We start from the raw sequence: 25,424 nt of genomic DNA on the forward strand, positions 1-25,424 counted from the left end.
CGGTCGATTCGCGGATGCGCATGCTGCGCGCGCCACCCTACCGGGCTTATGACCGACTGTCGGCAAGTAGGATCACCGTCGCGTGGGGGAGACCCCCTTCGCGCCCGGGACTTGGGGGCGCCGGTTGCGACGTCCCGTCCGTTTTCGAGGGATTGATGCTCCGGTGAGCCAGATCGTCGTCAAACGCCCGCCGCGGTCCCTGCCGCCCGAGGTTCCCGCGGAGGAGCTGCGGCTGGAAGCTCCGCCCGAACTTCCGCGCGGGCAGCAGGAGGGCATGCTGATGCAGCTCCTGCCGATGCTCGGCATGGGCTCTTCCGTCGTCTTCTTCTTCATGCCGGGCGCGGCCCCCTTCATGCGCATCATGGGTGTGCTGATGCTGGCGTCGACGGTGGCCATGGTGGTCGCGCAGTTGGTGCGCCACCGGCGGGGTACGCAGGGGCAAATGGCCGATGTGCGCCGGGACTATCTCAAATATCTCGCGCAGACCCGTCGTCAGGTACGCCGGACCGCGCGGGCGCAGCGCGACGCGCAGCTGTATCTGCACCCGGCACCGGAGCAGTTGTGGTCGGTGGTGGCGGAGGGCTCGCGGCTGTGGGAGCGGCGGGTCGGCGACCAGGACTTCGGGCAGGCCCGGGTCGGGCTGGGCGCGCAGCGCCTGGCGACCCCGTTGGTGGCGCCGGACACCGCGCCGGTGGACGAGCTGGAGCCGCTGACCGCGGGCGCGATGCAGCGGTTCCTGAAGGTGCACTCCTCGTTGGACGGGCTGCCGATGGCGCTGTCGATACGGGCCTTCTACCACGTGACGGTGTCCGGGGAGCCGGAGTCCGCGCGCGGTACCGCGCGGGCGATGGTGGCGCAGTTGGCGACGCTGCACTCCCCCGAGGACCTGATGGTGGCCGTGGTGGCCGCGCCGGGTGCGGTGCCGTCGTGGGACTGGACGAAGTGGCTGCCGCACACGCAGGTGCCTGGTCAGGTCGACGGGGCCGGTACGAAGCGCCTGTTCGGTGACGACCTCGCCGAGCTGGAGGGGCTGCTGGCCTCCCGGTTGGAGAGCCGGCCGCGGTTCAGCCGTGAGGTGTCGCCTGTGCTGGACCAGCCGCATCTGGTGGTCGTGCTGGACGGTGGCATGGTGCCGCCGGACTCGGTGTTCGCGGCGGCCGAGGGTCTGCAGGGCGTGACCATCGTCGAGGTGGTCGCGGGCGAGCTGGACGAGCAGCGCGGTGGGCTGTCGGTCGTGGTGCGGCCGGGCCGGCTGCGTCTGGAGTCGGGCGCGGGGGTCGCGTACGAGGGCGTGCCGGACACGCTGTCGCTGCCCGCCGCGGAGGCATTGGCCCGGCAGCTGGCGCCGATGCGCACGGGCGGCGGGGACGACGACGAGCCGCTGCTGGCCAATCTGGACTTCACCGACCTGCTGAACCTGGGTGACGCGGCGGCGGTCGACGTCGCGCGGACCTGGCGGCCGCGGTCGGCGGGTGAGCGGCTGCGGGTGCCGATCGGTGTCGGCGAGGACGGCGCGCCGGTCATGCTGGACCTGAAGGAGGCCGCTCAGGAGGGCATGGGTCCGCACGGCCTGTGCGTGGGCGCGACCGGTTCCGGCAAGTCGGAGCTGCTGCGCACGCTGGTGCTGGGGCTGGCGGTCACGCACACCTCGGAGACCTTGAACTTCGTACTCGCCGACTTCAAGGGTGGCGCGACCTTCACGGGCATGGGGCAGATGCCGCACGTGGCGGCGGTGATCACCAACCTGGCGGACGACCTCACCCTCGTGGACCGCATGGGCGACTCGATCCGCGGTGAGCTGCAGCGCCGCCAGGAGCTGCTGCGTTCGGCGGGCAACTACGCCAACATCCACGACTACGAGAAGGCCCGCGCGGCCGGCGCCCCGCTGGAGCCGCTGGCCTCGCTGGTGCTGGTCATCGACGAGTTCAGCGAGCTGCTGACGGCGAAGCCGGACTTCATCGACATGTTCATCCAGATCGGCCGCATCGGCCGTTCGCTGGGTGTGCACCTGCTGCTGGCCTCGCAGCGCCTGGAGGAGGGCAAGCTGCGCGGCCTGGACACGTACCTGTCGTACCGGATCGGTCTGCGGACCTTCTCGGCGGCGGAGTCGCGGACCGCGATCGGCGTGCCCGACGCCTACCACCTGCCGTCGGTGCCCGGTTCGGGCTACCTGAAGTTCGGTACGGACGAGATGACCCGCTTCAAGGCGGCGTACGTCTCGGGCACCTACCGCTCGGGCGGGCCGGACCTGTCGGTGGGGCAGTTCCCGGTGGAGCGGCGGCCCGCGCTGTTCACGGCGGCCCCGGTGCCGGTGGTGTACGCGGCCCCGGACCCGGCGTACCTGGCGGCGCAGTCGTCGCGCGAGGACGACGCGCTGGCGGACACGGTGCTGGACGTGATCGTGAGCCGGCTGGAGGGGCAGGGGGTGCCGGCGCACCAGGTGTGGCTGCCGCCGCTCGACCAGGCTCCGCCGCTGGACCAGTTGCTGCCGGCGCTGGCGCCGAGCGCGGAGCGCGGTCTGCACGCGGACGGGTACACGCGGCCCGGCGGGCTCGTCGTACCGCTCGGCCTCATCGACAAGCCGTTCGAGCAGCGGCGCGAGGTGCTGTACCGGGACTTCTCGGGTGCGGCAGGCCACCTGATGGTGGTCGGTGGTCCGCAGTCGGGCAAGTCGACGCTGATGAGGACGCTGATCTCGTCGTTCGCGCTCACCCACACCCCGCGCGAGGTGCAGTTCTACGGGCTGGACTTCGGTGGTGGCAGCCTGTCGGCGGTCTCCGAGCTGCCGCACGTGGGCGGCATCGCCTCGCGCCTGGACCCGGAGCGGGTCCGGCGTACGGTCGCGGAGGTGGGGGGCATCCTCAACCGTCGCGAGGAGTTCTTCCGCGCGAACAACATCGACTCGATCGGCACCTACCGGCGGCGCCGGGCGGCGGGCGACCTGCCCGGTGAGCCCTGGGGCGACGTGTTCCTGATCGTCGACGGCTGGGGCAACTTCAAGGGCGAGTACGACGGTCTGGAGCAGATCGTCACGGACATCGCCTCCCGTGGTCTGGGCTACGGCATCCACGTGGTGATCACGGCGGCGCGCTACATGGAGGTACGCGCGGCGCTCAAGGACCAGATGCTCAGCCGGCTGGAGCTGCGGCTCGGTGACACCATGGACTCCGAGTTCGACCGGAAGGTCGCGGCGAACGTTCCGCCCGGGATGCCGGGCCGCGGTCAGGTGGCGGAGAAGCTGCACTTCTTGGGCGCGCTGCCGCGGATCGACGGCTCCCACGACGCGGGGGACCTGTCGGAGGCCACGGAGGCCTTCGTGGAAGCGGTGAAGCAGAACTGGTCGGGGCAGGCGGCTCCGGGCGTGCGGCTGCTGCCGCGGCTGCTCCACTCCGACCAGTTGCCCAAGGGCGGGGAGCACCCCGGCCGCGGGATCGCGATCGGTATCGACGAGACGGACCTGGAGCCGGTGTTCGTCGACTTCGAGACGGACCCCTTCCTCCTGGTCTTCGGCGAGAGCGAGTCGGGCAAGACGAACCTGCTGCGGCTCATCGCCAAGCAGATCTCCGAGCGCTACACACCGGACCAGGCGCGTCTGGTCGTCGGCGACTACCGGCGGAGCCTGCTCGGGGCGCTGCCGGAGGAGCACCTGCTGGAGTACGCGCCGATGGCGAGCTCCCTGCAGATGCACATGGAGGCGCTGGGCGGGGTGTTCTCGCGCCGGCAGCCGCCGACCGACGTCACCCCGCAGCAGCTGCGTGACCGCAGCTGGTGGACGGGCCCGGACGTGTACATCGTGATCGACGACTTCGACCTGGTGGCCACCAGTCAGGGCAATCCGCTGGCGCCGCTGGTGGAGTTCCTGCCGTTCGCGCGGGACACGGGCGTCCGCTTCATCATCGCCCGCAACTCGGCGGGTGCCTCGCGTTCGATGTACGAGCCGTTCATGCAGCGGATCAAGGAGCTGGGCGCGCAGGGCATCGTGCTGTCCGGCGACCCGTCCGAGGGCGACCTCGTCGGCACCGTGCGGCCGCGTCCGATGCCGCCGGGCCGGGCGTACTTCGCCACGCGCAGGCGGGGGACGTCACTGGTGCAGCTCGGGCGGATGCCGGGCCACATGTGATCGCCTTCCCGGTGGCCGGACCCCTCTCAGGGGCCGGCCACCGGGAGGATCAGGTGGAAACCTCTCCCGGTCGGTGGCGCAGCACCGATAATCGGCGGTGAACACGCGCCACCGAGGGAGAGGCCGCCCATGGGCACCCAGCAGGAGAAGGACGAGCTGTACGCGCTCGACATCAGCGGCGTGGAGTGGGAGGGACCGCCCGGGACCAGCCCGGACGAGGAGCGGGTCGAGATCGCCCGGCTTCCCGAGGGGGCGGTGGCCATGCGGTCCTCACTGGACCGGGACACGGTGCTGCGCTACACGGCCGCCGAGTGGGAGGCCTTCGTCCTGGGCGCCAGGGACGGGGAGTTCGACCTCGACCGGCACCGTCCCTGAGCGGAGCGCAGGACGCCGAAGGGGCGCGCCCGGTGCGGGCGCGCCCCTTCGGCGTGTGCGGACCTGTCGGCGACCGGGCTCAGAAGGCCTCGGTGAACAGCTGCGAGGCCTTCTTGTCGGTGGCGCGGTAGTCGTCCTTGCCGCGCTCGACGAGCTGGGCGACCTTCTCCAGCATGTCCTTGATGTGGTCGGCCTTGGTGCGGTACTTGCCCTGGAGGTCGAGGTACTGGCCGTGCGCCTCACCGTCCCAGGTGTCCGTGACGACCTTCACCGCCCGCTCCATCTCTGACAGGTCGTCGATGATGTTCTTCGAGACCTGGCGGATGCGGTTGGCCATCAGCTGGACGCTGTCATACCGGACCTTTGTGTGGCCGTCGTCGGCAGCCATGTGCTTCTCCTTCTCGCTGAGCGCGTTACCTGAAAACGACGTGGGTCAGATGCTGTTGAGGCCCGAGATGGACTGGATCCCCTGACGGAACGCCGCCTGCACCTCGTCGTCCTGGGCGTTGGTCAGGTTCTTGGTCTCGGACACCGCGTGGTGCAGGACGCGGAGCAGACGACGGATCTCGTCGTGGTCCTGGTTCAGCATCACCTGGGCCCGCTTGAACCCATCGGCACCGACACCGGTCCAGCCGGCGCTCACGGTTTCGAGGATGTCAGCCAGCTCGCGGGCCTGCTTGGAGACGGCGGTTCCCGTCTGTTCGATCTTGGTCTTCGCCTTGATGACCGGATCGTCTGCAAGTCCGAAGGTGTTCGTGCTCATCGAAGCTCCTCATTTCTCAATTCGCCGGCAGAACCGGCGGATTGCGCAGCGGAGCGGACACGGACCCGGACCCGGCTTCGAGCCACGCGCCTTCGGGTGTCCCCCTCCGCTCCACGCGATCCCCCGATCACACTCGTGAAGCCTGGTGCCACTCTAGCCAGATCATCTGACAGCCCCAACACCGGTGGGGCGCTTCCGTAGATGAACTGTGACCGTTCACTGCAAACGGCGCTTGCGGCGACGGGCGTCGCGGACGACCGTCGCCGTTCCGGCGATGACGGCGATCAGGATCGCCCCGATGCCGAGAGCGTACGTGCCGTACCGCTCCTGGCGCTCCTGGGCCGTCTCCGTGAGTCGCAGCGGCGCCGCCTCCGGGGCGGCCGCCGGGGGCGGGCCGGGGTCGGGGACCGGGGCCTTGGGGGCCTCCTGGTCGTGGGAGAGCGCGCGCACCGGATCGATGACGCCCCAACCGACGTAGTCGTCACGGCCGTTGATCGCGCGCTCGGCGGTGTTCTGGATCTGCCAGACGATCTGCTGCGCGGACCAGTCGGTGTGCTCGGCGCGCAGCAGGGCGGCCACTCCGGCGACGTACGGCGCGGAGAAGCTGGTGCCGTTGTCGATGCACTGGCCGAATCCGGGGACGGTGGAGACCATGTCGACGCCGGGCGCCGCCACCCCGATGAAGTCGCCGGGCTGGGAGAACTGGGCCCGCTCGTTGTTGCGGTCCGAGGCGCCGACGGCGAGCACGCCGGGGAAGGCCGCCGGGTAGGTCTTGCGCTTCTGGCCGCTCATGCCGTCGTTGCCCGCCGAGGCCACCACCACGACGTTGGCGGCCACGGCCTTCTGGACCGCCTTGCCGAGGTCGGATTCGGTGGACAGCTGCGCGTCGGTGTCCTGGGAGATGTTGATCACCTGGGCGCCCTTGGCCACCGCGTGGTCGATGGCCTGGCTCAGGTTCGCGGCGTTGCCCTTGCCCTGACCGTCGTTCTGCCGGATCGGGATGATGGTGGCGTCCGGGGCCAGTCCGACGAAGCCGGTGCCCTGCTGGGGGCGGGCCGCGATCAGTCCGGCGACCTTGGTGCCGTGGCCGATGGTGTCGGTGGTGCCGTCGCCGCCCTTCGGGTCGACGAAGTCCTTGCCGGCGCCGGTGTCGATGGCGGCGCTGAGCTGCGGGTTCGCCCGGTCCACCCCGGTGTCGATGACGGCGACGCGGACGCTCTTGCCGCTCTTGTCCTTGCCCTTGGTCTGCGCCCAGAGCTCGTCGAGCAGCAGCCGCTGGAGCGCCCAGGGGCGGTCCTCGATCTGCTTCTTCATGGGGAAGGTGCACTCCCCCGCGCCGTCGAGGCGCAGCGCGTACGGGGGCTGCGGCGCGGGGGCGGTGGCCGCGGCGGCCGTGCCCGTGCCGCCCGAGGCCAGGGTGAGGGCGAAGGCGGCGGCCAGGAGGGTCCGCCGGGGCGCGTGGGTCGGGGTCATCGGCGGCTTCCTCACGAACCCTGGGGCTGGCGGGCGGAGTTGGTGTCCAGGCGCGGCCCCTTGGAGAGGAACTCCGACCAGGCGATGGGCACCATGGCCGGGCTGACGCTGCCGTAGCCGAGCCGGACCTGCGCCTGGCTGGCCTCGGGGCGGCCGTCCGTATCGGCCTTCGACTGGTCGGGCGCGCCGATCTTCGACTGCTCGCTGTCGCTGTCGCCGTTGGCCTGGACGGCGTACCGCAGACCGGTGTCGGTGACCAGGAACAGGGAGCCGCCGGCGGTGGTCTGCTTGCCCTGGACCTGGGTGTAGAGCAGGCCCGAGCCCGGGGTGACGTACGCGCTGGTGCCGCTGGCGGTGATGTCGATCGGGTAGCCGGTGCCGGCCCACGTGCTCAGGGTCTGGTTGCCCTGGCCGTCGACCGAGCGCAGGACGTTGCAGACCGTGTCGCGGTTGTTGGCCCCGCCGGCCTGGTTACCGGCGGGCGGTGTCGTCTGGTTGATGCGCTCGGTCTTCTTCTGGGGCCACTTGACGTCGCCCGCGAACGGCGCGGGGTCCGGGTTGATCGACTGGAGGTCGACCTCGCGGGGCTTGCCGTGCATGTTGAGGCCGTCGGTCGCGGGCGCCGAGATCAGCAGCCAGGCGACGAAGTCGGAGACCGGGGCGACCTTCCCGGGCAGCACCACGTAGTGCTGTGCGCCGGAGCCGGTCTGCGCCTGGAGCACCATCCCGACCTTGTTGTCGGCGGTGCCCAGACCCTTGACCCCGGCGTCGGTACCGGCCTTGCCGGGCAGCGCCGGGAAGGCCAGGTCCTCGCCGGAGTTGAGGGTTCCCAGCCATTCCGGGCCGACCTGCTGCGGGGTGGCACCGGTGCCGACCAGCGCGTTGGTCATCGTCCCGGCGGCCGGGGTGCCCTCCGGGAACTTGTACTTCGTACCGGACGCGTCGACCAGGTAGCGCTCCTGGCCCGGGGCCGTGCTCTGCACGTAGAGCGACTGGGTGTCGGTGAGCCTGCGCGCGTCGTCCGTCTTGGTGGCTTCGCGGTCGGCGAGCACGAAGGTGGCGGTCTGCACGCCACGGCCGTTGCCCCCGGGCTGCTGGCAGACGGCCCAGCGCTTGGCCTTGCCGGCCTCCTCCTTGGTGGGGAGCCGGTCGGGGGCGTACTGGATGCCGATGATGGGGCCGCGCGGCGGCTTGCCCGCGTCGAGGACCTTGTCGTCGACCGTGATCACCTTGAACTTCGTCGGGTCCAGCAGGAGTCGGGCGGAGGCGAGGTTCAGCACCGGGTGCAGCCGGGTCTGGTCCTTGCCGCCCACCTTCGTCGTCAGGACCACGTAGCGGGTCGTCGACTCCTTACCGACGATGACCCGGGTCCCCGGCTCGGCCCAACCCTTGGGCGCCGTCGGCTTGAACATGCCCCAGGCGCCGAATCCGGCGAGCACGAGCGCGCCGACGATCAGCCCGGGAAGGACCGCGCGCAGCGGACGCGGCGCGCCTTCCTCGGTTCCCGTGGCGGATGGCTGGAGGAACGCGGCCACCGTGCGCCGCTTCGCAAAGGTGTACGCGTTGAGCTCATCACGTCGTGATGCCATGACCGCCTGCTTCTCCCCGCACGGCCCGGCCGGTGAGTACGGTCCCCGGGCCTCGATTGTCGGACCGGGCACCTACTATGCCTCTTGACGGACGGTATGAAGGGGCCGGGTAGGGTGAGGCTGCCGCCCAGCCCCCTCCGCACCGGGTCAATCAGGGCTTGTTGGGGTGGATTGGGGAGATTCCGGGGACGTGCGGCAGGTGCCGCGCAACGCCCGGACTCACGGGGTCCGGCCCCGGAAAGGGGAAGTGCGCGAGTGATGGCCACCGCGACGGAGCAGCAGACCCGCGCGCCCGCACCGGCACGTGTCGGGGTGACGCCGCATCCGAAGTCGAGCCCCGGCCGCTTCGGACCGTTCCGACTGCAACAGCTCGTGCTCCTCCAAGTCGCGGCAGCGGCCCTGCTGGTGGCCTGGGTGGTCGAACCGCTCCTGCTGGTTCCCGCCGGTGTCCTGGCGCTCGTCCTGGTGGTGCTCGCGGTCGTCCGCCGCCACCAGCGCTCCCTGCCGGAATGGATCGGCGGCGCGCTCGCGCTGCGTTCCCGCCGACGCCGGGCCGCCGCCTTCACCGTGCCCACGGGCACGGAGCCGGGGCTCGCCCCGCTGGTCGAGGCCGATCCGGCCCTGCGCACCCTCACCTTCAGCGACCGTGACCGACGTCCGGTCGGCATGGTCGGCGACGGGACCTTCCTGACCGCGGTCGTCCAGGTGGACACGGACGCCACCGCGCTACGGCCCGACCGGGCGGCGCGACCGCTGCCGCTGGCCGTCGTCCGGGACATCCTCGAAGTGGACGGCATCCGGCTGGAGTCCGCGCAGCTCGTTCAGCACACCCAGCCGGCGCCCGCCCCGCACCTGCCCGAGCGGTCGATGGCGACCCGCAACTACGCTCCGCTACAGGCCCGGACGGGCACCCCGGCGGTCCGGCTGACGTGGATCGCGCTCAAGTTGGACCCGGAGCTGTGCCCCGAGGCGGTCACCGCGCGCGGCGGCGGGCTCGCCGGTGCGCAGCGCTGCCTGGTGCGCGCGGCGGACCAATTGGCGAGCCGGCTGGCCGGGGCCGGGTTCACGGCCACCGTGCTGACCGAGCAGGAGCTGACGGCCGCGCTGGCCACCTCCTCGTGCGCGAACCCGATGGCGATCACCCAGGCCGGGCGCTCGAACAGCACCGGTCGGCGGACCGAGGAGACCTCGCGGACCTGGCGCTGCGACGACCGACGGCACACGACGTACTGGATAGGTCGCTGGCCGCAGCTGGGCGGCGCGGGTGCGGCGGCGCTGCCGCAGTTCGTGGCGCTGCTCACCTCGCTGCCCGCGCTCGCGACCAACTTCAGCCTGACGATGGCCCCGGCGGAGCGACAGGGCGTCACCCTGACCGGACACGTACGGGTGACGGGTCGCAGTGACGAGGAACTCGTGTCGGCTCGCCGGGAGTTGGAGAGGACCGCGCGGGGCGTGAAGACCGGGCTGGTCCGGCTCGACCGTGAACAGGTGCCGGGGCTGCTGGCTTCGCTGCCGCTGGGAGGGGCGCGATGAGGGGCGGATTCGGGCTGGTCGGCCCGCGGCGGGAGCGGCACGTGGTGCCCGCCACGGACCTGGACCTGCTGGCGCTGCCCGTCGGGGACGACGGGGTCGTCATCGGTGTGGACGCCGAGGGCCGGTCGGCGGTGCTGGGCATCAACCGGCCGACGCCGTACGAGGTGACCCTGATCGGCGGCCTGTGGACGGCCCAGGTGCTGGCGCTGCGCGCGGCCGCCACGGGTGCGCGCGTGGCGGTGGAGACCGGGCGCGGGCACGTGTGGTCCGGGCTGGCGCAGGCTGCGGGCGGCGGGCAGCAGTGCGTGACCCTGCACGAGGTGGGCCGGATCCCGCCGCAGGGCGCCTCGGCGGGCAGCCCGGTGCTGGTGATCCGCGACTGCGGGATGCGGCCGCCGCGCGGGCGCGTGGTGGCAGGACCGTGGCAGTCGGTGCTGACCCTGCTGCCGTACCTGAGCCCGACGGCGCCGCGCCTGCTGCAGCAGTCGTCCCTGGTGGGCGTGCAGCGGGTGTCCCCGGACGAGGCGGAGCAGATCGGGCGTCTGATGCGGCTCCCGAGACCGGCGGTGGACTCCCTGCCGACGCTGGGCGACGGGGTCACCTTGTGGTGCACGCCGAGGGACCGGCAGTTCGTGATGACCCAGGGGACGGAAGCGGAGACGGGCCTGCTCGGCGGGGCCCGGCGCATCGACTGACCCGGCCCCACGAGGGGGGCGGACAGTGGCGTCGGGGCGCGATTAGGCTGGGTCCGGGCGCGGCGAGGTGGGCGCCGGACCAGTGTTCGACAGACCAGGAGGACCAGTGAGCGGCGATCGGAACGAGAGGCGCGGCGGGACGTGGGACGTCCCGACGGACGATCAGTCCGACGCGGAGTCCGATGTGACGGGCGAGTTCACCATCGACTACACCCCGCCCGCCTGGTACATGCAGGGTGGGACCCCGGCCGCGCAGGTGCCGGGACTCCCCGAAGGCAGTGGCTTCGAGCCCCACCGCCCGTCGGAGGTGGAGTCGCCCTCGACGATGCGGATCGCTCCGCCGGTTCCGCGGACGCCGTCCGACGGGGCGGGGCTGCCGGCTCCGTTCCCGCCCGCTCCGGCGGCCCCGGTCGCCCCGGTCGACGCCGCCCCCGCATACCAGGCTCAGCCCCTGCCGTACTCGACCCCGGCTCCGGCCGAGGTCGCTCCTCCGGCTCCTGCACCGGCCGAGGTTCCGGCACCGATCGCGACACCCGCTCCGATCGCGGCTCCGGCTCCCGCTCCGGCTCCGGCTCCCGCTCCCGCTCCCGCTCCGGCTGAGATTGCGGCTCCGGCTGTGGTCCCGGCTCCGGTCCAGGATCCGGGACCGACGCCGGTCGCGGCTGCGGGTCCCGTCGAGTCGGCACTGCCGTACGCGACCCCGGCTCCGGTTCCGCCTCCTGCCCCGGCCCCCGCGCCGATCGAGGAGGCCCCGCCCGTGCTCGAAGCCCCGGCTCCGGCCCCGGCTCCGATCGCGCCGTTCCCGGACCCGACGCCGGCCCCGGCCTTCCCGGACCCGACCCCGGGCACCGAGGTGCCCGTACCCCTGCCTCCGGTCGAGGAGGTCGCTCCGGAGCCGGCTCCCGAGGACGCCCAGCCCGCGACGCCGTTCCCGGCCCTGCCGCCCGTCGACACGGTCACCCCGTACCCGGCCCTGCCGTCGGCCCCCGTCGCGGAGCCGGTCGCCGACCCGGTCGCGGAGGTTCCGCCCGCGCCCTGGGCCGGACCGCAGGACACTCCCGCCGAGGGAACGCCCGTACTGCCGACCGCCGAGCAGCCCGCGCCGATGTCGGCGCCGGTCAGCCCCGCGGACGCGCCGCCGGCCGTCGTGGAGACCCCGTTCGGGGGATCTCTCGGCGAAGTGCCGTCGCCGCCGCCCGCGTTCGGGACCCCGGACGCCTACCCGTTCCCGCCGTCGGCTCCCACGCCCCCGCAGCCCCAGCAGCCGCAGCCGCCGGCCGCGCCGCAGCCCTACGACCCGCGCACCGCCGGTCAGTGGTCGACCGGGCCCGGGCAGCAGCAACCCCCACAGCACCAGCAACCGCACCACCAGCAGCAGCCGGCACCTCAGCCGCAGCCTCAGCCGCACGACCCGCGCTACTCGGCCGGCCAGACCGGCGGCGGGGCGCCCCTCGGCTACACCGCCGCCGTCGAGCTGTCCTCCGACCGCCTGTTGCGCAACAAGCAGAAGCCCAAGAACAACAACAACGGCGTCGGCGGCCGGTTCCGCTTCGGCGGCAAGGCGGCCGAGGCGGACCGCCGGCGCAAGCTGGAGCTGATCCGCACCCCGGTCATGTCCTGCTACCGGATCGCCGTCATCAGCCTCAAGGGCGGCGTCGGCAAGACCACGACCACCACCGCCCTCGGCGCCACCCTCGCCACCGAGCGCCAGGACAAGATCCTGGCCATCGACGCGAACCCGGACGCCGGTACCCTCGGCCGCCGGGTCCGCCGCGAGACCGGCGCCACCATCCGGGACCTGGTCCAGGCGATCCCGTACCTGAACTCGTACATGGACATCCGCCGGTTCACCTCCCAGGCGCCCTCCGGCCTGGAGATCATCGCCAACGACGTGGACCCGGCCGTCTCGACGACCTTCAACGACGAGGACTACCGCCGCGTCATCGAGACGCTGGGCCGCCAGTACCCGATCATCCTCACCGACTCGGGCACCGGCCTCCTCTACTCCGCCATGCGCGGCGTCCTGGACCTCGCCGATCAGCTGATCATCATCTCGACCCCGTCCGTGGACGGCGCCAGCAGCGCCAGCACCACCCTCGACTGGCTCTCCGCGCACGGGTACGCCGACCTCGTCTCGCGTTCCCTCACGGTCATCTCGGGGGTCCGCGAGACCAGCAAGATGATCAAGATCGAGGACATCGTGCAGCACTTCGAGACCCGCTGCCGCGGTGTCGTCGTGGTGCCGTTCGACGAGCACCTCGCGGCCGGCGCCGAGGTCGATCTCGACATGATGCGGCCCAAGACGCGCGAGGCGTACTTCAACCTCTCCGCGCTCGTGGCCGAGGACTTCCTGCGGGCCCAGCAGCAGGCCCCGCAGGGGCACTGGGGTGCGCCGCAGCAGCCCCAGGCTCCTCAGCAGCCGTACGGGCAGCAGCCCCCTCAGCAGCCGCAGCCGTACGGCGGGCCTCAGGGCCAACCCCCGTACCAGCAGCCGCCCCAGCCCCACCAGCCCCAGCCCTACGGCCAGCCGTACCCGCAGCCCGGCCAGCCCTGGCAGCAGCCCCAGGCCCCCCAGCAGCCGCCCCAGCCCCAGCAGCCCCCGCGCGACCCGCGCCTCGGCTGACCGTAGGCACAGCGAAGGGCCCGTACCACCCCGGGGGTGATACGGGCCCTTCCGTTTCGTTCGTCAGCGCTTCAGGTCGTACGTGTCCGTCAGGACCCGCGCCCGCTTCACGTCGTCCGCGATCGCTTCCAGCAGCCCGTCCAGCGACTCGAACTTGGCCATCCCGCGCACGTACGCGAGGAAGTCGACGGCGACGTGCATCCCGTACAGGTCCAGCCCGACGCGGTCGATCGCGTACGCCTCCACGGTCCGCTCGGTCGCGTCGAACTGCACGTTCGTCCCCACCGAGATCGCCGCGGGCATCCGCTCGCCGTCCGCCGTCAGCCAGCCCGCGTAGACCCCGTCCGCCGGGATCGCGGTGTGCGGCTGCGTCTCGACGTTCGCCGTGGGGTAGCCGAGCTCGCGCCCGCGCTGCGCACCGCGCACCACGACGCCCTCGACCCGGTGCGGGCGCCCCAGGATCTCGGCCGCACCGTCCATGTCGCCCTCCGCGACCAGCCGGCGCGCCAGCGTCGAGGAGAACGGCACCCCGCCACCCGCCTCGCCCCGCTCGACCAGGTCCACGACGTCCACCGTGTAGTCGTAGGTGGAGCCCAGCTCGCGCAGGAAGTCGACGTTCCCGGCGGCCCGGTGGCCGAAGCGGAAGTTCGGGCCCTCGATGACGGCCCGCGCGTGCAGCTTGTCGACGAGGACCTTCACGATGAAGTCGGCCGGCGACAGCTGCGAGAACTCCGCCGTGAACGGCAGGATCAGCAGCGCGTCCACGCCCAGCCCGGCCATCAGCTCGGCGCGCCGGTCGTACGGGGCCAGGATCGGCGGGTGGCTGCCGGGGCGGACCACCTCGCTCGGGTGCGGGTCGAAGGTGACCACGACGGAGGGGACGCCGAGCTCGCGCGCCGTGGCCACCGCCCGTCCGATGATCAGCTGATGTCCCCGGTGCACGCCGTCGTAGGAGCCGATGGTGACGACGCTGCGTCCCCAGTCCTGGGGGATGTCCTCCAAGCCACGCCAGCGCTGCACTGTGACCGCTCCTCGCCCGTACCCGGTTGGTCCTTGAACTGATTGCCGATTGCAGGTCTAAGACTGCCATGCCGGTGGCCGGTGCCCCGCATCGGCATCTGACTCGATCCGCCACCGTGTCTGTCGTCACGTCACATCCGCGGCCGCCCTGCTCAAGGTCTCCACCGTTCGCCGGGCGCTCGGCCCGAGCAGGGCCGCGGCCTCCGCTTCCGCCGTCGCCAGCCAGCGGGCCACCAGTGCCCCGAAGGCCGGCTCGGTCCGGGCCAGCTCGACGGTCCGTTGTTCGAAGACCGCCGGCCCGCCCGGGGCCCGCAGCAGCTGCCGCCCGGTACGCCGCAGCAGCTCCCGCGTACGGTCCTGCGGGCGCCCGGTGGTCCCGGCCGCGACGGCGCCGAGGAACACGTCGAGCACGCTCGGATCCGCCTCCTCGCGCAGCAGGGTGTCGGCCAGCTCCCCGCGCAGGGGGTGCGAGGCCGCCCCGCCGGGCGCCGCCAGTACGACGGCCAGCTCGGCGCGTACCCCGGCCGGGGCGCCGAAGAGCAGGTCCAGGACCAGCGGCCGCACCACGGAGGCGGCGGCCGGACCCTGGTCGAGCCGCCGGTCCACGAAGAAGGCGGCGTGCGGGGCGTCCCCGGGACAGCGCGCCAGGTGCTCCCGTACGAGCTCGGCCGCGCGCCGGGCCAGCCCCGGCGTGGTCAGCGCGGCCAGGGCCCGCACCACCTCCCCGTCGGCCCGGGCCCGCAGGGCGGCGAACACCTCGTCCGGGTCGGGCAGCACCGGCAGGGCCGCGACCAGCGCCTCCGCGGGCAGCCGGGAGCCGAGCTCGGGATCGCGGAAGCAGGCGAGGGCGTCGGGCAGGTAGCGGCCGCGTACCTGTGGGTCGCGCAACAGGATCGCCAGGGCGCTGCCGTGCAGGGTGGCGTCGGCGGGGCGGGCGAGCAGCGCCTGGGCGGCGTGGCGCAGCAGCTCGCGGTCGGCGGGGGTGCGCACGTGCGGGGCGGTGGCCGGTCCGTAGGCGGCGGCCGCGACCCGCCGCCCGGGGCGTTCGTCGCGCGCCCAGCGGTCGACGGCCCGGCACAGGGCGGAGGGCTCCTCCTCGGCGAGTGCCGCGAGCAGCTCGTCGGCGCGGGGGTGCGCGGCGGCGACGAGCGCCTCGGTGAGGTCGTCCACGGCGAGACCGCGGTGGGTGTGCAGCAGGGCCTGGGCTGCGGTGGCGACGGTGGCCCCGGGGCGGCCGCGCAGTCGACGCCCGTCGGTGAACCAGGCACAGAGCAGTGGTTGCGCCCCCTGCGGGTCCCGGGCGAGGCGGCGGGCGGCGGCGTCGAGGTAACGGTCGCCGGGAACCGCCTCGGCGGGGTCGGCGGGCAGCAGCCGGCGCAGCAGGTCGAGGCGGTCGGGCTCGGGCAGCCGGAGCCGGTTCCAGAACCGGCCGCCGAACTCGCCCGGGCCGGCCCGGGCCACGTGCTCGGCGAGGGCGTGCAGGACGGGCAGATGGGGCCGGGCGTCGGGGGCGCGGAGCAGGGTTTCGCGCAGCAACCGGGTGGCCCACCAGGTGCGGTCCGGGGTGGCCCGCTCCGGTTCCTCGGTGAAGCGGTTGAGCCGGTGGACCAGCCCGGTCAGTTCGCCGCGCAGCCGGTCGGGGGCGAGCCTGCGCAGGGCCTCCAGGACGGGCCCGATCCGGTGCCGGGGTACGGGCAGCCCGGGCTCGGCCCGGCCGTGGACGAGCAGGCCGAGGGCGGTGGGCACGTCCAGGTGGCCGGCCTGGATCCAGTCGGAGAGCTCCTCGTGGGCGAAGCGGTAGCCGGGCCCGGCGGGCACGAGCAGTCCCTCGGTGAGCACGGCGGAGGCCCAGCCGGTGCGCCATGGGAACAGCTCCTCGAAGGAGGCCCGGTCCAGCTGACCCTGCCCGGGTCCCAGAGCGCGCCGGGCTGCCTCGTGGACCCGGCCGGCCACGCGCGCCGCGAGCCGCCGTACCCCGGGCCCGTGCACCCGGGCACCCCCGGCGTCGGCGCAGGCCGCAGCGATGCGGACGGCGGTGCGCAGGCACAGCAGGTCCAGGTGTGCGGCGAAGACCTCGTCGCGGCCGGGGCGGCCGGCGGTGACCTCGGCGGCCCTGATCCCGGCGAGCAGGCGCAGGGTGAGCGGGTGCCGGGCGTCGGCCTCGCGGACGGCGTCGGCGGGGATGCCGAGGCGGGCCCGGGCGGTCTCGGCCTCGGCGGCGTCGAGGTCCGCGAGCGGGAGGGCGGGGGGTAGCCGTGGGGCGGAGCGGGTGGAGCGGGCGGGGGTGTGCCGTGGGGTGTGCCGTGGGGTGTGCCGTGGGGTGTGCCGTGGGGTGTGCAGTGGGGTGTGCAGTGCGTCGGGCGGGTAGAGGGCGCCGGCCCCTTCCCAGTACTCGGGCCGGGCGGCGACGACCAGCCGGGCCCCGGTGGCGTGCAGCCACCCGGCGGTGGCGGTGGTCCAGGGGCCGAGCCGGTGGGCGAGCTCCGGCGGCATTTCCTCCGGGGCGTCGAGGACGACGAGCAGGCGGCGGCCGGCGCGGGCGACGACGTGCGCGAGGTGGGCGGCGAGGCCCGCCGGGAGTGCGGAATCCTCGGTTCGGGCGGGTCCGCCCCCGCCCCCGCCTCCGCCGGAGCCGGAGCGGGAGCCGGAGCCGGTTCGGGCGGGGTCCGGCGCGGGCCGGTCGTGACGGGCGTCGGGCGGGGTTCCGCCGGGGCCGGGCGCGCGCCGGGGCGTCTCCTCGGGCGCCGAACGTGACGAGGGGTCGGAACGTCGGGCGGCAGTGTGTTCGGCGCCCTGCGGGGAGCACCCCGACACACACCCGTCCCCGGCGGAACCGCTGCCGCGGGACTCGTCCCCCGGGGAGTGGTACGGGACGCTTCCGGCCGCCGTCGCATTGGTGCCGCGGGGCTCCGGGGACTGGGCCGGTGCGGTCTCGGGGGTGCCTGTGATGCGGGCGGCCGTTGTCAGGGCGCGGGTTGCCGCGTCGGCCAGGGAGGTGTCGGTGGCGCGCAGGTCCGCGCCGCGCAGCCACAGCGTCGGCGCCGGGCAGGCGCCCCGTGCGCGGCGTACGGCCAGGGCCGCGAGCGCCGTGGTGCGGCCTGTGCCCGGGTCTCCGACCAGGCCGAGGACCGGGCGGTCCCCGGTGGTGAAGGCGTCCAGTTCGGCGGCGATGCCCGGGCGTTCGACGGGTTCGGGGCCGTCCGGGAGGAGGGAGGCGCCCAGCGTGGTCGCGGTCAGTTCCAGCGCCCCGGCGAGGTTCAGGTCGGCTCCGTGGCCGGGCACGGTCGCGGCGTTGCGCTCCAGCAGTGCGGCCAGCGGGCCGTCCGGGTCGGCCCCGGCGGCCGCCCGCAGGGCCACCGCGAAGCCGCCGGAGCGGTGCTCCGCCCGCAGTGCGGTGCCCACCACCGCGAGCACCGCTCCGGAGTCGGCGTCGAGGACCGGTCCCCCGCAGGCGTCCCCGCCCAGCCGCAGCGCGTCCCGGCCGTCGGTGCCGATCGCCAGCTCCACGGCCACGCCGGCGGGCACGGCGTGGGACCGGTCCGTCGCCGGGTAGTCGACCTCCGTGCCGCCCAGTACCCGCGCCTGGCGCCAGCCCCGCGCGGGCAACCGTACGTAGGTCCCGGGGTCGATCACCTCGCGCGGTGCCACCGGGAGCGGCCGTACCCCGAGTCCGTCGGTGCGGATGAGGGCCAGGGCGAGGCCGGGCAGCGCGGTCACGTCGGCCGCCTCGGCCAACCAGGTCCGTCCGGGGGCGTGCAGCACGACCCGGGGCAGGCCGTCGACGGCCTCGTGGCTGGTGACGACCGTCCCGCGGTCGTCCGCGACGAATCCGCTGCCGCGCTCCCGCCCGGCCGGATCGCAGATTTTGACGAGCTCCGCCATGGCCGCACCACTCTCCCGCAACGCCCCGTGCTCACGACGGTAGGCAGGTGAAGATCAGCACGGAAAGCACGCGAGGCGAAAGCGCCCCCTTACGCTCCCTCCATTCACTCCGAGCGCCTGCTCGGACGGGTGAATACAGGGGTCCGGGTGGATAGAGACCTACCCGAGGGGGGTCGTGGAGCGGTGAGCGGCAGTACCTGTGCGCTCACCGCTCCACGTCAACGGTCAGGCGAAGACCGCGAGGGACTTGGCCTTGCCGTTCTTGTTCTCGACGAGTCCCAGCAGCTGCCCCTGCGGCCCGAAGACCGCGATCGTGCGGCCGGACTCGTACTCCTGCGGCATGTCGATCCGCACGCCGTTGGCGAGCAGCGACGCCCGCCGGGCGTCCAGGTCCCAGCGAGGGAAGGCCGCGGCGGCCGCCTCGCCGATGGGCATGACGGTCAGCTCCTCCTGGAGCTGGTCCAAGGTCCGCGCCTTGTCGAGCTTGTACGGGCCCACCCGCGTGCGGCGCAGCGCGGTCAGGTGTCCGCCGACGCCGAGGTCGGCGCCCAGGTCACGGGCGAGGGCGCGGATGTACGTACCGCTGGAGCAGACCACGGAGACGACGAGGTCGACGACCTTCGTGCCGTCCTCGGCCTCCGCCTCGCGCATGTCGTACACCTGGAAGGAGGAGATCGTGACCGGTCGGGCCGGGATCTCGAAGTCCTCGCCGTCGCGGGCGCGCTTGTAGGAGCGCACGCCCTTGATCTTGATGGCGCTGACCTTGGACGGGACCTGCATGATCTCGCCGGACAGCTTGGCGATGCCCGCGTCCACGGCTTCCCGGGTGACCCCGGTGGCGTCCGTGGAGGAGGTGATCTCGCCCTCGGCGTCGTCCGTCAGGGTGTCCTGGCCCAGGCGGATCGTGCCGAGGTACTCCTTCTCCGTGAGTGCGAGGTGGCCGAGGAGCTTGGTGGCCTTCTCCACACCCAGGACCAGCACGCCGGTCGCCATCGGGTCGAGCGTGCCGGCGTGGCCGACGCGACGGGTCTTGGCGATCCCGCGCATCTTGGCGACCACGTCGTGCGAAGTGAAGCCGGACGGCTTGTCGACGATGACAAGGCCGTCCGGAGTCTTCCCTGCGTTGGTGCTCATTCCGCGGCTGCGTCCTCGTCCTCGTCGTCGCCCGGCTTCTTGTACGGGTCGGCGTCACCGGCGTACTGGGCGCCGGAGGACACCTCGCGCACCTGGGCGTCGGAGGAGCGCGCCTTGTCGAGGAGGTCCTCGATGGTCTTGGCGTTCTCCGGGAGGGCGTCCGCGACGAAGGTCAGGGTGGGCGTGAACTTGGTGCCCGCCGCCCGGCCGACCGCGGAACGCAGTACGCCCTTGGCGCTCTCCAGGCCCGCCGCCGCGCTGGCCCGGTCCTCGTCGTCGCCGTAGACCGTGTAGAAGACCGTGGCCTCCCGCAGGTCGCCGGTGACGCGGGTGTCCGTGATGGTCACGTGCGTACCGAGGCGGGGGTCCTTGACACCGCGGAGCAGCTTCTCGGCCACCACCTCCCGGATGAGGTCCGCCAGCTTCTTCGCCCGCGCATTGTCGGCCACTGGTCCGTCTCCTTCTTATGTCTTGCTATCAGTCTTCATCACCGTGGAGGCGCCGTCGTACGGACAGCAGCTCCACTTCCGGACGCGCAGCGACCAGCCGCTCGCAGCGGTCCAGTACGTCCGAGAGGAACCCCGCGTCCCCACTCACCAGGGCGACCCCTATACGGGCCCTGCGGTGCAGTTCCTGGTCGCCCACTTCAGCCGCGCTCACGGAGAACTTGCGTTGGAGCTCGGCCACGATGGGCCGAACCACGGAGCGTTTCTCCTTCAGCGAGTGGACGTCGCCGAGGAGCAGATCGAAGGACAGAGTCCCCACGTACATGCAGTTCCGGATATCCCGCCGGTGCGGGTTCGGTGGCCTGCCGGCCGTCGCTCGGCAGGGTCACCAGAACCGTACACGCAACGGCCGGGGCCGATCGACGGATATTCCGCCGACCGGCCCCGGTGTGACGAGCTACGACACGGTGCGATGTGCCTCGCGCTTACGCGCGCGGCTTCTCGCGCATCTCGTACGTCGCGATGACGTCGTCGATCTTGATGTCGTTGTAGGAACCGAGGTTGATACCACCCTCGAAGCCCTCGCGGATCTCGGTGACGTCGTCCTTGAAGCGACGCAGACCCGAGATGTTGAGGTTTTCGGCGATGACCTTGCCATCGCGCAGGAGGCGCGCCTTGGTGTTGCGCTTGACCTCGCCGGACCGGATGAGGACACCGGCGATGTTGCCCAGCTTGGACGAGCGGAAGATCTCGCGGACCTCCGCCGTACCGAGCTCGACCTCTTCGTACTCCGGCTTGAGGAGACCCTTCAGGGCCGCCTCGATCTCCTCGATGGCCTGGTAGATCACCGAGTAGTAGCGGACGTCGACGCCCTCGCGGTCCGCCATCTGCGCGGCACGGCCGGCCGCACGGACGTTGTAACCGATGACGATGGCGTCGGAGCCCATCGCCAGCGAGATGTCGGACTCGGTGACCGCACCCACACCGCGGTGCAGGACCCGGATGTCGACCTCTTCACCGACGTCGAGCTGGAGCAGCGAGGACTCGAGAGCCTCGACCGCACCGGACGCGTCGCCCTTGATGATGAGGTTGAGTTCCTGGACCAGACCGGCCTTGAGCACGGAGTCGAGGTCCTCGAGGGACACGCGACGGACGCGCTTGGCGAAGTTGGCGTTGCGCTCACGCGCAGCACGCTTCTCGGCGATCTGACGGGCGGTGCGGTCCTCGTCGACGACGAGGAAGTTGTCGCCGGCGCCGGGGACGTTGGTGAGACCCAGGACCAGGACGGGGGTCGACGGACCCGCTTCCTCGACGTTGTTGCCCTTGTCGTCGAGCATGGCGCGCACGCGGCCGTAGGCGTCGCCCACGACCATCGTGTCGCCGACGCGGAGGGTACCGCGCTGGACGAGGACGGTGGCGACGGCACCGCGGCCGCGGTCGAGGTGGGACTCGATCGCAATACCCTGAGCGTCCTGCTCCGGGTTGGCGCGGAGGTCGAGCGAGGCGTCGGCGGTGAGGACGACGGCCTCGAGCAGGGAGTCGATGTGCAGACCCTGCTTGGCGGAGATGTCGACGAACATCGTGTCGCCGCCGTACTCCTCGGCGACCAGACCGAACTCGGTGAGCTGACCGCGCACCTTGACCGGGTCGGCACCCTCGACGTCGATCTTGTTGACCGCGACGACGATCGGGACGCCGGCGGCCTTGGCGTGGTTGAGCGCCTCGATCGTCTGCGGCATGACGCCGTCGTTGGCCGCGACCACGAGGATCGCGATGTCGGTCGACTTCGCACCACGGGCACGCATGGCGGTGAACGCCTCGTGACCCGGGGTGTCGATGAAGGTGATCTTGCGCTCTTCTTCGTTGACCTCGGTGGAGACCTGGTACGCACCGATGTGCTGCGTGATGCCACCGGCCTCGCCCGCGACGACATTCGTCTTGCGGATGGCGTCGAGCAGTCGGGTCTTGCCGTGGTCGACGTGACCCATGACGGTCACGACCGGCGGACGCGGCATGAGGTATTCCTCGCCGCCCTCGTCCTCGCCGAACTCGATGTCGAAGCCCTCGAGGAGCTCGCGGTCCTCTTCCTCCGGGCTGACGATCTGGACGACGTAGTTCATCTCGCCGGCCAGCATCTCGAGCGTCTCGTCGGAGACGGACTGCGTGGCAGTGACCATCTCACCGAGGTTCATCATCACGGCGACGAGCGACGCCGGGTTGGCGTTGATCTTCTCCGCGAAGTCGGTGAGGGAGGCACCGCGCGACAGGCGCACGGTCTCGCCGCCACCGCGCGGCAGCATCACGCCGCCGACGGACGGGGCCTGCATGGCCTCGTACTCCTGGCGCCTCTGACGCTTGGACTTGCGACCACGACGGGCCGGACCACCGGGACGACCGAAGGCACCCTGCGTGCCACCACGGGCACCGGGACCACCGGGACGACCACCGAAGCCGGGACGACCGCCGCCACCGGCACCGGCCGGACCGCCGCCGAAGCCGCCGCCACCGGGACGCGGGCCGCCGAAGCCGCCACCGCCGCCGGGACGCGAGCCCGGACCGGCCGGACGACCGGCGAAGCCGCCGCCCGCGGGACGACCGGCACCGCCGGGACGACCTGCGCCGCCCGCACCGGGACCACGGCCACCGGGGCCGCCACCGGGACGGGGACCGGGACCACCGGCAGCGGGACGCTGCGGCATCATGCCGGGGTTGGGACGGTTACCACCGGGAGCACCACCAGGTCCGCCGGGGCCGGGACGAGCGCCGCCCTGCGGACGGGGCATGCCGCCCGGGGTCGGACGACCGGCACCGGGACCCTGCGGACGCGGAGCGCCACCGGGACCACCCTGCGGGCGGGGAGCACCCTGGCCGCCACCGGCGCCGGGGGCACCGGGACGGGGCGCGCCGGCCGGACGGGGCGCCTGCGGGCGCGCCATGCCGGTCGAGCCGCCGGAGGTGAACGGGTTGTTGCCCGGACGGGGACCCGCCGGACGGGCACCCTGCGGACGCGGCGCCTGGGAGCCGGGGGCTCCGCCGGGACGCTGCGACTGCGCACCGGGAGTGGCGCCGGCCGGGCGCGGGGCGCCGGGACGGGCGCCGGCCTGGCCACCCTGACCCTGGGCCGGACGCTGCTGCGCCGGACGGGGGCCGGGAGCCGCGGCGGGACGCTCGGTGCGCGCCGGGGCGGCCGGGGCCGCCGGAGGCGCGGAGAACTCGGTCGCCACGGGCGCCGCCGGAGCGGGCTTCGGGGCGGCCGGAGCCTTCGGGCCGGGACGCGGGCCGGAGGCGGCCGGAGTCACCGGTGCGGGCGCTGCGGCGGCCGGAGCCTCCGCGACGACCGGCTTGGGGGCCGGTGCGCCGGGCTTCGGCGCAGCGGGACGTGCGGCGGCACCCGGGGTGGGAGCCCCGGGCTTGGCGGGGGCGGCCTTGCGAGGCGCACCCGGCTTCGCGGCGGACTTGCCGGCGTTACCGCCGGGGCCCTGCAGCGCGTCGGTCAACTTGCGTACAACCGGCGCCTCGATCGTCGAGGACGCCGAACGGACGAACTCACCGAGTTCCTGGAGCTTGGCCATGACGACCTTGCTCTCAACTCCGAACTCCTTGGCGAGTTCGTATACCCGGACCTTAGCCACTTCGCTCCTTTTAGGTCCGGGTTACGCCGGACCGTCGCTACTTCATGGGCGTACTCATCGCGTACTCATCGAGTGCTCATCGCAATCTCGACCTACTTCCAACTCGCGAGGTACCTGACCGCACGGTTATCCGTGCCGTACTACTTCTTTACGGTGTGCCCGGCCTCGCCGGCCACGGCTTTGCGCAGGCTCTCCGTGTCGAGCGCTCCGGCGGACCGAAGGGCCCGGGGGAACGCTCGGCGGCGAATCGCCTGGTCGAGGCAGACCACGGCGGGGTGCACGTACGCACCCCGGCCCGGCCTCGTGCCGCGTGGATCGGGGACGCAGGCGTCCCCGTCCGCCACGACGCGCAGCAGATCGTTCTTGGCCGCTCGCTCCCGACACCCCACACAGGTGCGTTCGGGGCATGCGCGGGCTTGCGTCCGGCCAGACACGCCTAAGTCTACCTCCCCGCACCGACCTCTCTCCCGACAAGTGGCGGGGGAAAGATCGAACGGCTGTCGTGTTGTCTTGTATCCGCCGCCGGAACGGCGGACGTGCACCCTGTCTACCGTCCGGGCAAGCCCGGACGGTACCGGTTTATTCCCCGCCCCGGTCCCGGTCTCCGTCCCGGTCCCGGTCGGCGTCCGGGGACACCTCGGTGTCGGGGCGGATGTCGATGCGCCAGCCGGTGAGCCGCGCGGCGAGGCGGGCGTTCTGGCCCTCCTTGCCGATGGCCAGCGACAGCTGGTAGTCCGGCACGGTCACCCGGGCGGACCGGGAGTCCCAGTCCACGACCTCGACCTTGCTCACCCGGGCGGGTGAAAGCGCGTTCGCGACCATCTCCGCCGGGTCGTCCGACCAGTCGACGATGTCGATCTTCTCACCGTGCAGTTCGGCCATCACGTTGCGCACGCGGCTGCCCATCGGGCCGATGCAGGCGCCCTTCGGGTTGAGGCCCGAGCGGGTGGACCGCACAGCGATCTTGGTGCGGTGACCGGCCTCACGGGCGATCGCCGAGATCTCGACGCTGCCGTCGGCGATCTCCGGGACCTCCAGCGAGAAGAGCTTCTTCACGAGGTTGGGGTGGGTGCGCGAGAGGGTCACGGACGGACCGCGGACACCCTTCGCCACCCGCACGACGTACGCCTTCAGGCGCAGACCGTGCGTGTACTCCTCGCCGGGAACCTGCTCCTGCACCGGCAGGATGGCCTCCAGCTTGCCGATGTCGACGAGGACGTTCTTGGGGTCCTTGCCCTGCTGGACGACGCCGGTGATGACGTCGCCCTCACGGCCGGCGAACTCGCCGAAGGTCAGGTCGTCCTCGGCGTCGCGCAGACGCTGCAGGATCACCTGCTTGGCGGTCGTCGCGGCGATCCGGCCGAAGTCCGACGGCGTGTCGTCGAACTCCTTGGGCTCCTGGCCCTCTTCGAGATCCCTCGGGTCTTCCGTCGCCCATACGACCACGTGACCGTTGGTGCGGTCCAGCACGACGCGAGCGCGGCGGAAGCTCCCCTCGGTCCGGTGGTACGCGATGAGGAGGGCCGACTCGATCGCCTCGACGAGCAGGTCGAAGGAGATCTCCTTCTCCCGGACCAGACCCCGCAGGGCACTCATGTCGATGTCCACGGCTACGCCTCCTCTTCCTTCTTGTCCTTGCGGTTGAACTCGATCTCGACACGCGCCTTGGCGATGTCGGTGAATGCGATACGCCGGGCGGTCGCCTTGCGGCCCTTCACGCCCGGGACTTCGAGGTCCAGGCCCTCGTCGTCGACTTCGAGAATGCGGGCGATCAGTTCCCCGCCCTCGGCGAGCTGGAACTTCACGAGACGGCCGATCGCCCGTACGTAGTGACGGTGCTCGGTCAGCGGGCGGTCGGCGCCCGGCGAGCTCACTTCGAGGACGTACTCGTCCTCACCCATCACATCGGTTTCGTCGAGCTTGTCGGAGACCTCGCGACTCAGCTCGGCACACGCGTCCAGCTCCACGCCCTCGTCGGAGTCCACGATGATCCGCAGCATCCGGCGCTTGCCCGCCCGGGACATCTCGATCTCTTCGAGGTCCAGGCCCTTGGCGGCGACGAGCGGCTCCAGCAGTCCGCGCAGCCTGTCGCTCTGGGTGGTGCTCATCCGGGTGACTCCTCGGCCGCGTGTGCTGTTG

General features: G+C 72.6%; 18 protein-coding genes. 5 read left to right on the top strand and 13 right to left on the bottom strand.

Annotated features, from left to right (window positions below; translation table 11 throughout):
• Nucleotides 1-163 precede the first annotated feature (163 nt).
• Nucleotides 164-4,120: a type VII secretion protein EccCa gene (gene eccCa / locus BCL76_RS23440; protein ID WP_109781411.1), complete on the top strand. Its 3,957-nt coding sequence runs from the start codon at nt 164-166 to the stop codon at nt 4,118-4,120.
• Between the two features lie 129 nt (nt 4,121-4,249).
• Nucleotides 4,250-4,495 carry a DUF397 domain-containing protein gene (locus tag BCL76_RS23445; RefSeq protein WP_030708695.1) on the top strand — a complete coding sequence of 82 codons (246 nt, stop codon included), beginning with the start codon at nt 4,250-4,252 and terminating at the stop codon, nt 4,493-4,495.
• A gap of 79 nt (nt 4,496-4,574) precedes the next feature.
• Here the strand turns inward: BCL76_RS23445 and BCL76_RS23450 are convergent, their stop codons facing one another.
• From BCL76_RS23450 to eccB, 4 genes are all read right to left on the bottom strand, one after another.
• Nucleotides 4,575-4,883: a WXG100 family type VII secretion target gene (locus BCL76_RS23450; protein ID WP_109781412.1), complete on the bottom strand. Its 309-nt coding sequence runs from the start codon at nt 4,881-4,883 to the stop codon at nt 4,575-4,577.
• A 45-nt stretch (nt 4,884-4,928) separates the two neighbouring features.
• Nucleotides 4,929-5,258 carry a hypothetical protein gene (locus BCL76_RS23455; RefSeq protein WP_109781413.1) on the bottom strand — a complete coding sequence of 110 codons (330 nt, stop codon included), beginning with the start codon at nt 5,256-5,258 and terminating at the stop codon, nt 4,929-4,931.
• Nucleotides 5,259-5,474: 216 nt separating this feature from the next.
• Nucleotides 5,475-6,731: a type VII secretion-associated serine protease mycosin gene (mycP, locus tag BCL76_RS23460; protein ID WP_109781414.1), complete on the bottom strand. Its 1,257-nt coding sequence runs from the start codon at nt 6,729-6,731 to the stop codon at nt 5,475-5,477.
• 11 nt (nt 6,732-6,742) lie between these two features.
• Nucleotides 6,743-8,320: a type VII secretion protein EccB gene (gene eccB / locus BCL76_RS23465; RefSeq protein WP_109781415.1), complete on the bottom strand. Its 1,578-nt coding sequence runs from the start codon at nt 8,318-8,320 to the stop codon at nt 6,743-6,745.
• Between the two features lie 258 nt (nt 8,321-8,578).
• On the opposite strand from eccB, the gene eccE reads away from it, so the two are divergent.
• The 3 genes from eccE to BCL76_RS23480 all read left to right on the top strand — a co-directional run bounded on the left by eccE (nt 8,579) and on the right by BCL76_RS23480 (nt 13,171).
• A complete protein-coding gene (eccE, locus tag BCL76_RS23470) occupies nt 8,579-9,853 on the top strand; it encodes a type VII secretion protein EccE (protein WP_258309863.1) in 1,275 nt (424 codons plus the stop codon).
• Nucleotides 9,850-10,548, top strand: coding sequence for a hypothetical protein (locus tag BCL76_RS23475; protein ID WP_109781417.1), 699 nt, complete (start codon nt 9,850-9,852; stop codon nt 10,546-10,548). The genes eccE and BCL76_RS23475 overlap by 4 nt, the downstream gene beginning before the upstream one ends.
• Before the next feature lie 106 nt (nt 10,549-10,654).
• On the top strand, nt 10,655-13,171 hold the full coding sequence (locus BCL76_RS23480; protein ID WP_109781418.1) for an SCO5717 family growth-regulating ATPase: 2,517 nt from the start codon (nt 10,655-10,657) through the stop codon (nt 13,169-13,171).
• A 63-nt stretch (nt 13,172-13,234) separates the two neighbouring features.
• Here the strand turns inward: BCL76_RS23480 and BCL76_RS23485 are convergent, their stop codons facing one another.
• The 9 genes from BCL76_RS23485 to rimP all read right to left on the bottom strand — a co-directional run bounded on the left by BCL76_RS23485 (nt 13,235) and on the right by rimP (nt 25,393).
• Nucleotides 13,235-14,191 (bottom strand): bifunctional riboflavin kinase/FAD synthetase, encoded by a 957-nt coding sequence (locus BCL76_RS23485; RefSeq protein ID WP_109781419.1) that lies wholly within the window; start codon nt 14,189-14,191, stop codon nt 13,235-13,237.
• A 126-nt stretch (nt 14,192-14,317) separates the two neighbouring features.
• Entirely contained in the window at nt 14,318-18,073 is a 3,756-nt protein-coding gene (locus BCL76_RS23490) for a hypothetical protein (protein ID WP_109781420.1), read from the bottom strand.
• 225 nt (nt 18,074-18,298) lie between these two features.
• Nucleotides 18,299-19,207 (bottom strand): tRNA pseudouridine(55) synthase TruB, encoded by a 909-nt coding sequence (truB, locus tag BCL76_RS23495; RefSeq protein ID WP_109781421.1) that lies wholly within the window; start codon nt 19,205-19,207, stop codon nt 18,299-18,301.
• Nucleotides 19,204-19,656: a 30S ribosome-binding factor RbfA gene (gene rbfA, locus BCL76_RS23500; protein WP_030766987.1), complete on the bottom strand. Its 453-nt coding sequence runs from the start codon at nt 19,654-19,656 to the stop codon at nt 19,204-19,206. The genes truB and rbfA overlap by 4 nt, the downstream gene beginning before the upstream one ends.
• A gap of 28 nt (nt 19,657-19,684) precedes the next feature.
• Nucleotides 19,685-19,978 carry a DUF503 domain-containing protein gene (locus BCL76_RS23505; RefSeq protein WP_109781422.1) on the bottom strand — a complete coding sequence of 98 codons (294 nt, stop codon included), beginning with the start codon at nt 19,976-19,978 and terminating at the stop codon, nt 19,685-19,687.
• Nucleotides 19,979-20,138: 160 nt separating this feature from the next.
• Nucleotides 20,139-23,285, bottom strand: coding sequence for a translation initiation factor IF-2 (infB, locus tag BCL76_RS23510; protein ID WP_109781423.1), 3,147 nt, complete (start codon nt 23,283-23,285; stop codon nt 20,139-20,141).
• 140 nt (nt 23,286-23,425) lie between these two features.
• Nucleotides 23,426-23,719: a YlxR family protein gene (locus BCL76_RS23515; protein WP_078913337.1), complete on the bottom strand. Its 294-nt coding sequence runs from the start codon at nt 23,717-23,719 to the stop codon at nt 23,426-23,428.
• 145 nt (nt 23,720-23,864) lie between these two features.
• Nucleotides 23,865-24,893, bottom strand: a complete 1,029-nt coding sequence (gene nusA / locus BCL76_RS23520; protein WP_109781424.1) for a transcription termination factor NusA — start codon at nt 24,891-24,893, stop codon at nt 23,865-23,867.
• Between the two features lie 2 nt (nt 24,894-24,895).
• Nucleotides 24,896-25,393, bottom strand: coding sequence for a ribosome maturation factor RimP (gene rimP, locus BCL76_RS23525; protein WP_030386337.1), 498 nt, complete (start codon nt 25,391-25,393; stop codon nt 24,896-24,898).
• Between the last annotated feature and the right edge of the window lie 31 nt (nt 25,394-25,424).

Origin of the sequence: Streptomyces sp. CG 926 (assembly GCF_003148825.1) — a bacterium.
Lineage (GTDB): Bacteria > Actinomycetota > Actinomycetes > Streptomycetales > Streptomycetaceae > Streptomyces.

Excerpts from the sequence above, each read along its gene's own strand:
- BCL76_RS23445 (WP_030708695.1), top strand. The coding sequence starts at position 4,250 with ATGGGCACCCAGCAGGAGAAGGACGAGCTGTACGCGCTCGACATCAGC.
- BCL76_RS23450 (WP_109781412.1), bottom strand. The coding sequence starts at position 4,883 with ATGGCTGCCGACGACGGCCACACAAAGGTCCGGTATGACAGCGTCCAG.
- BCL76_RS23455 (WP_109781413.1), bottom strand. The coding sequence starts at position 5,258 with ATGAGCACGAACACCTTCGGACTTGCAGACGATCCGGTCATCAAGGCG.
- mycP (WP_109781414.1), bottom strand. The coding sequence starts at position 6,731 with ATGACCCCGACCCACGCGCCCCGGCGGACCCTCCTGGCCGCCGCCTTC.
- eccB (WP_109781415.1), bottom strand. The coding sequence starts at position 8,320 with ATGGCATCACGACGTGATGAGCTCAACGCGTACACCTTTGCGAAGCGG.
- eccE (WP_258309863.1), top strand. The coding sequence starts at position 8,579 with ATGGCCACCGCGACGGAGCAGCAGACCCGCGCGCCCGCACCGGCACGT.
- BCL76_RS23475 (WP_109781417.1), top strand. The coding sequence starts at position 9,850 with ATGAGGGGCGGATTCGGGCTGGTCGGCCCGCGGCGGGAGCGGCACGTG.
- BCL76_RS23490 (WP_109781420.1), bottom strand. The coding sequence starts at position 18,073 with ATGGCGGAGCTCGTCAAAATCTGCGATCCGGCCGGGCGGGAGCGCGGC.
- truB (WP_109781421.1), bottom strand. The coding sequence starts at position 19,207 with ATGAGCACCAACGCAGGGAAGACTCCGGACGGCCTTGTCATCGTCGAC.
- BCL76_RS23505 (WP_109781422.1), bottom strand. The coding sequence starts at position 19,978 with ATGTACGTGGGGACTCTGTCCTTCGATCTGCTCCTCGGCGACGTCCAC.
- rimP (WP_030386337.1), bottom strand. The coding sequence starts at position 25,393 with ATGAGCACCACCCAGAGCGACAGGCTGCGCGGACTGCTGGAGCCGCTC.